The sequence below is a fragment of the Methanosaeta sp. UBA356 genome (assembly GCF_002496465.1).
Classification (GTDB): Archaea; Halobacteriota; Methanosarcinia; order Methanotrichales; family Methanotrichaceae; genus Methanothrix; species Methanothrix soehngenii.
Genome location: NZ_DAKC01000117.1, coordinates 1805 through 7058, shown reverse-complemented (window position 1 = coordinate 7058; position 5254 = coordinate 1805). Strand labels below are relative to the sequence as shown.

At 53.2% G+C, this 5254-nt stretch carries 8 protein-coding genes; 2 read left to right on the top strand and 6 right to left on the bottom strand.

Annotated elements, in window-relative coordinates; translation table 11 throughout:
• Positions 1-47: 47 nt before the first annotated feature.
• The 5 genes from BP727_RS11200 to BP727_RS11180 form a co-directional block, all read right to left on the bottom strand.
• Positions 48-242, bottom strand: a complete 195-nt coding sequence (locus BP727_RS11200) for a hypothetical protein (RefSeq protein WP_286858861.1) — start codon at positions 240-242, stop codon at positions 48-50.
• An 18-nt stretch (positions 243-260) separates the two neighbouring features.
• The gene (locus BP727_RS11195; protein ID WP_013718611.1) at positions 261-1343 is read right to left on the bottom strand and encodes a FecCD family ABC transporter permease; all 1083 of its coding nucleotides are present in this window, start codon (positions 1341-1343) and stop codon (positions 261-263) included.
• A 22-nt stretch (positions 1344-1365) separates the two neighbouring features.
• The gene (locus BP727_RS11190) at positions 1366-1818 is read right to left on the bottom strand and encodes a lamin tail domain-containing protein (protein WP_048131772.1); all 453 of its coding nucleotides are present in this window, start codon (positions 1816-1818) and stop codon (positions 1366-1368) included.
• A 60-nt stretch (positions 1819-1878) separates the two neighbouring features.
• Entirely contained in the window at positions 1879-2802 is a 924-nt protein-coding gene (locus tag BP727_RS11185; RefSeq protein ID WP_273279103.1) for a sirohydrochlorin cobaltochelatase, read from the bottom strand.
• A gap of 179 nt (positions 2803-2981) precedes the next feature.
• Positions 2982-3242, bottom strand: coding sequence for a DUF5320 domain-containing protein (locus BP727_RS11180; protein ID WP_013718614.1), 261 nt, complete (start codon positions 3240-3242; stop codon positions 2982-2984).
• A gap of 94 nt (positions 3243-3336) precedes the next feature.
• Between BP727_RS11180 and BP727_RS11175 the strand changes: the two genes are divergently transcribed.
• The gene (locus tag BP727_RS11175; RefSeq protein WP_273279102.1) at positions 3337-3828 is read left to right on the top strand and encodes a DUF134 domain-containing protein; all 492 of its coding nucleotides are present in this window, start codon (positions 3337-3339) and stop codon (positions 3826-3828) included.
• Positions 3829-3874: 46 nt separating this feature from the next.
• Here BP727_RS11175 and BP727_RS11170 read toward each other — a convergent pair whose 3' ends face one another.
• On the bottom strand, positions 3875-4306 hold the full coding sequence (locus BP727_RS11170) for a hypothetical protein (RefSeq protein ID WP_048131776.1): 432 nt from the start codon (positions 4304-4306) through the stop codon (positions 3875-3877).
• Between the two features lie 131 nt (positions 4307-4437).
• Here BP727_RS11170 and BP727_RS11165 point away from each other — a divergent pair.
• Positions 4438-5254: Mrp/NBP35 family ATP-binding protein (locus BP727_RS11165; RefSeq protein WP_286858856.1), on the top strand; the 817-nt coding region annotated here is incomplete at its 3' end.

The following is a 5254-nucleotide window of genomic DNA, read 5'->3' as shown; positions in this document are numbered from 1 at the left end:
CTGGAGGCTCGGAGGGCCTTCCAAGTATCAAGGCAGTCCTTTCGGGGCTACTGAAGGCTCCGGTTTTTAGGCTGGAGTAGTTTACGATTACGGACGAAGACGGCCGGAATGTGGCTGTGCCCCTGGACCCCAAAGTCGTCGATCATCGGCAGTATCCTATCCACATGCAAAGCCCGGTACTGGAGGACGGGAATGCCTGCCTCATCCAGCTGCTGTCTCACATCCTCTTTTAATGGAGGCACTCCCTCTACTACTCTCTTTTACCAAAAGGCCTTCCTCCTTTTCATGAACAGATACAGAAAGAATGGCACTCCCATAAAGGCGGTCATGATCCCCACCGGCAAAATGACCGGAGCCATGATGGTCCTGGCCACCGTGTCCGCACCCAATAGCAGCAGGGCACCGAAAAGCCCTGATGCCGGAAGCAGGAACCTGTGATCTCCCGACACAACCATCCTGGTAATATGAGGAGCCACCAGGCCGATGAAGCCGATGGTGCCGGTAAAGCAGATCACGCTGGCGGTGATCAGAGCGGCCAGCATCATTCCCGAGACCCTTACCAGCTCTACGTTGACCCCCAGGCTCTTGGCGGTCTCGTCTCCGGCTCCCAGGGTGTTGATGTCCCAGGAGAGCCGCATCAAAATCAACGAGCAGAGCACCGTCACCAGGGCGATTATGCCCACCTTGTCCCAGGAGGAGCGACCGAGGCTGCCCATCATCCAGAAGACCACCTCGTGAACCTGCTCTGCATGGCCCACATACTGCAGAAATGAGGTCATGGCGCTGAAGAGGTACATGATGGCGATGCCAGCTAGGACCATGGTCTCCGGGCTGATCCCACGGTACTTGGCCAGGCCGTAGACCGCTAAAGAGGCCATTATGGTGAAGATGAAGGCATTGCCGACGATCAGATACTCGCCGCCGATGAAACCTGCTCCGAGAATTATCGCCAGCGATGCCCCAAAGGAAGCAGCAGAAGCGATTCCCAGAGTAAAAGGACTGGCCAGAGGATTTTTGAGAATGCCCTGCATGGCTGCTCCTGCAATGGCCAGCCCCATCCCTGCAAAAATGGCCAAGATCACCCGGTGCAGCCTCAGCTTCCAGACGATGGTATCCAAGAAGTCTGTGGTTTGAAAGTAGTCAGGAAAGAACCTGGCCAGTATGCAGGAGTAAACCTGAAACGGTGTTATATGGGCCGAGCCAAGCGTCACTGCGACTCCTGCCAGAGCCACTATTCCCAGCAGCGCAGCGACCAAGACCAGGAATTTGCGTTTCAGGAATCTAGCGTACTCCTCCTTAAGATCCATTTCCGGCAAGGCTATGGCAGCATGAGATCTCTCCATTTAAAGCACCACATCTTGCTCTCTAGGAAGCTGCCTCTTGGTTTGGCTTGCCAGGCGATGGAGCGGTGCTGTTGCGCCATTCCCCTCCATCCGGGATCCGGGCAAAAGAGACATCCTCTGTTGCGGCATCATACTCTTTTTCGTCCACCAGGTCTCCAGTGGGATCATACAGCATTATAGCGTCACCCTCATTTCCCTGATATACGCCGCTCTCAGAGACGAATATGACCAGGAATTCTCCAGGGCCTATCACAGTCCCATTGGGAATCGAGTACTCTGTGGGCGTCGACCGGAATACCTTATCTTTAAGAGAGTATCCGCTGACATCCACGGACTCGTTTCCGGAATTGTAAAGCTCTATGAATTCATCATCCATTCCCCCAACCTGTCCGTTGTCGTTCCAATCCGTGGCTGGATTGGCCAGCATCTCATTGATCAGCACATCAGCACCAGCCAGGTTTACCAGCAGGAGCATCGATAGCAGATAGATTGAATATCTCAATTTAAAGCCTCCTAAAATATATTTTATAATTAATTATTTAAATTTGGCAAAGGCTTCCTTGGTATGCCCAACGAATATCTCGACTATGCCGTCGTTCTCACCCATTCCCAAGAGATTGTAGTCGATCTCGAATCCTTCCTTCTCCAGCATGCTCTTCCAGGATTCGGACTCATTGCCGGTGAGATCGTTTAAAGCGTGATCTCCTGCCACGACCATGAAGGGGATCAATCTCGCTTTCTTCACGCCCGATTCATTCAGGCGGGCCAGCACCTCATCGTAGCCCGGATATCCCTCCACTGTGCCCAGGAAGACGTTCTCGTGATCCTCTGCCAGTATGTTGGCCATCTGGGAGTAGGCGCTGTTTGCCGAATGCTCGGTTCCATGCCCCATATAGATCACTGCCATCTGCCCGGCATCTCTGGGGCTGGAATGAGGAGTTCTCTCCGTTCCAGTGGTATTCTGCTCAAACTGGCTGGCAAGAGCTCTGGAGACGTTGCGATAATCCACTAAATTCATGAGCAGGGGCTCGCCAAGGACCAGATTCCGAAAGCCGAACTTTCCCTCAATCCCCCTTACGCTCTCTACGATATTGGCCAGGTCGTGGAACTCCTCGCCAGGTATCACATGCAGCGACTGGACTACAACATCAGTATAACCTTCATCGTTGAGATGAGCAAGGGCGGTGAGAGGATTATCTATGGTGACATTATCCCTATCCAGCAGCTTTCTCCGGATATAGTCTGAGGTGAAAGCGATCCTTACCTCCGCCTGGGGAAATTCCTCCCGATAGACTCTCTCTATGTTCTCGTAGGCTGCCTGGGCCTCAGGATAGCTGGTGCCGAATACCACCAGAAGTATAGCCGGATCTTCCTTGGCAGGCCTGTCCATGGCCCCGTATGAAGGAACCACAAACGCCACGGCGATCAATGCCGCCAGTCCTAATGCTATCTTTCTCATATGACGCACCTATTCAAATAAAGTTTATTTAAAACAAGAGAATTGGTTATAACATAAAAGAGTTGCGCTGAATTGATCTGATATAAAATTTTTCAAATTGTGAAAAAACGTTGTTCATCGAATAGGGCTGGAAAATAGAATAGAGACCGACTACCGGCAGGAGAGCGGCCAGATGGTCTCTAAGGCTTGGACTGCAATCTCTCGATCTGAGCACGAACCGCTTTGAGCTCCTCCTCCAGATTCCTAACTACTGCCTCCAGATAGTCTCTCTCTTCCTCCGGGGTGGTCTGGCGAAAAGGCTCTGCTGGGATGTATCCATAACCCCTACCATAGCCCATGCCGAAACCGGCTGCCCGGCGACACCAGGGATTGTAATATCCTGCTGCTCTATTCCCACGAGAGCCCATCCACCAGGGCCCCGTACAATCTCCCCATGGCATATGTTTTGCACCTCAATAGTAACTTATGAGATAATATATTTAAAGATTTCTGTTTCGCAAGGTTGAAATACCGCGCCATGCATAACAGACGAGCATGTCTCCCTGTCGAGGAAGAAGAAGGGGCCGGCGCTGGATATCAGAGGTCCCTCAGGTAAGGAGCTTTTTGCCTGAGGGCTGCCCCAGAGTGGAGGCCGTATCCATAACCTTAGAGGAGCTGGAAGCGGTGCGACTGGTGGACCTCCTGGACCTGGACCAGGAGGAAGCAGCATTCTACATGGGAATATCCAGGAAAGCCTTCTGGAATGACCTGATGAACGCCAGAAGGAAGATAGCTGCGGCCCTGGTCTACGGCATGGGCCTGAGAATCGAAGGAGGCAGCTTTGCCCTGCGAGGAGAGGAGGCATCAACGACCGCGGACTCCCAGGAACACCACAAGGAGATGGCGCTGATGGAAAGGGAGATCGCCCTCCTTGGGTCGAGGCTGGAACACCTCAGCAGCAGAGTGGCCTCCCTGAAGGGCGAAGAGATGACCGATTCTGGGCCAGCGTCGAAGCCGAGATCGGTCTCGAAAGAGGCCGATCAATGAATAGCTCATCCTTTCTAAGGCAGTCATCCTGCCTTTTTCACCTCTATCACAAAGCCGTCTTCCACTCCCCGCCCTGATTCACTCGCAGAGAGGAGTATTGTTGAGCATAGCTCACGGTCTCAGTCCAGTTCTTATGGAAGGGCGTCCACTGCATTGCAGCCAGAGAGCTTACTCTGAACTCAGAGCTGCGGGGCTCCTCGCTGGGCGGATATCCTCCCCGGGGATAGACCGCTAAGGAACCCAGGTATGGATTCTTGCCCAGATGAATCACATCGGGGCGTGAATAATTCAAATAAGGATAGCTCTGGCTATGGGAAGGAACGGGCATATAGAATATCGGATCTGAGAAATAGGGTAATATCGAGCTGCGGTCGATCGGTCCCACATATCCGCCCTCCAGCCAATCGGCTGATGATGAGCCGACCAGGAGGGAAAGAGCAGCAAGCACCGTTAAAGGAAAAAGAATTCCGCCATTCATAATCATTCTCACCTCTGGCCATTAACGCGCCTATTAGATTTAATCCTATTTCTCCAAAGAATTAAATAGAAGCTCTCATAGGCTCTTTATTCTGCTGATGAGAAAGAGATCGAGAATAACCTGGTGTTGACATGAATCCATCCCCCTCAAATAAAAACAGCAATGATAGCTGTGACGGCGTTTGCAGCTCATGCGCCGAGAAAGAAAAGTGCGATGACCCAAAAGCCCAGCAAAATAAGATCAATGACCGACTGAGCAGGATCGGGTACAAGATCGCGATTGCCAGCGGAAAAGGCGGCGTGGGCAAGAGCACAGTTACTGTGAACCTGGCTGCCGCCCTAAGAAGCCTGGGCTATAAGGTGGGAATCCTTGACGGCGATATCACCGGCCCGGATATACCCAAGCTCCTGGGAATCGAAGACCAGAAGCTAGTGGCCGGCCCGTCAGGCCTTGAGCCTGCGGATGCCGGGGGCATCAAGGCCATCTCCATGGCCCTGCTCCTGAAGAGCCGGGACTCGCCCGTGGTCTGGCGGGGCCCCATGAAGATGGCGGCCTTAAAGCAGTTCATAGAAGAGGTCAACTGGGGAGAGCTGGACTTCCTTTTGGTGGACCTGCCCCCAGGAACCAGCGATGAGCCCATTAGCATTGCCCAGCTCATTCCGGGTCTTGACGGGGCGATCGTCGTCACCACCCCGCAAGAGGTAGCGCTCCTGGATTCTCGCAAAGCAGTCAACATGTTCCTGATGATGAATGTGCCCATGCTGGGCATTGTGGAGAACATGAGCGGATTGATCTGCCCCCACTGCGGCCAGAGAATTGAGGTATTCAAGACGGGTGGAGGGGAAGAGGCAGCCAGGGAGTTGGGTGTGCCATTCCTGGGAGCCATCCCCCTGGACACGGAGATTGGAAGCCTGGGAGATATGGGAAAGACCTTCGCCAACAGCAAGA

What these genes read in the sequence shown, in the direction of transcription:
- BP727_RS11180 (WP_013718614.1), bottom strand. Translation starts at nt 3,242, where the DNA reads ATGCCATGGGGAGATTGTACGGGGCCCTGGTGGATGGGCTCTCGTGGG.
- BP727_RS11170 (WP_048131776.1), bottom strand. Translation starts at nt 4,306, where the DNA reads ATGAATGGCGGAATTCTTTTTCCTTTAACGGTGCTTGCTGCTCTTTCC.
- BP727_RS11190 (WP_048131772.1), bottom strand. Translation starts at nt 1,818, where the DNA reads ATGCTCCTGCTGGTAAACCTGGCTGGTGCTGATGTGCTGATCAATGAG.
- BP727_RS11195 (WP_013718611.1), bottom strand. Translation starts at nt 1,343, where the DNA reads ATGGAGAGATCTCATGCTGCCATAGCCTTGCCGGAAATGGATCTTAAG.
- BP727_RS11175 (WP_273279102.1), top strand. Translation starts at nt 3,337, where the DNA reads ATGTCTCCCTGTCGAGGAAGAAGAAGGGGCCGGCGCTGGATATCAGAG.
- BP727_RS11185 (WP_273279103.1), bottom strand. Translation starts at nt 2,802, where the DNA reads ATGAGAAAGATAGCATTAGGACTGGCGGCATTGATCGCCGTGGCGTTT.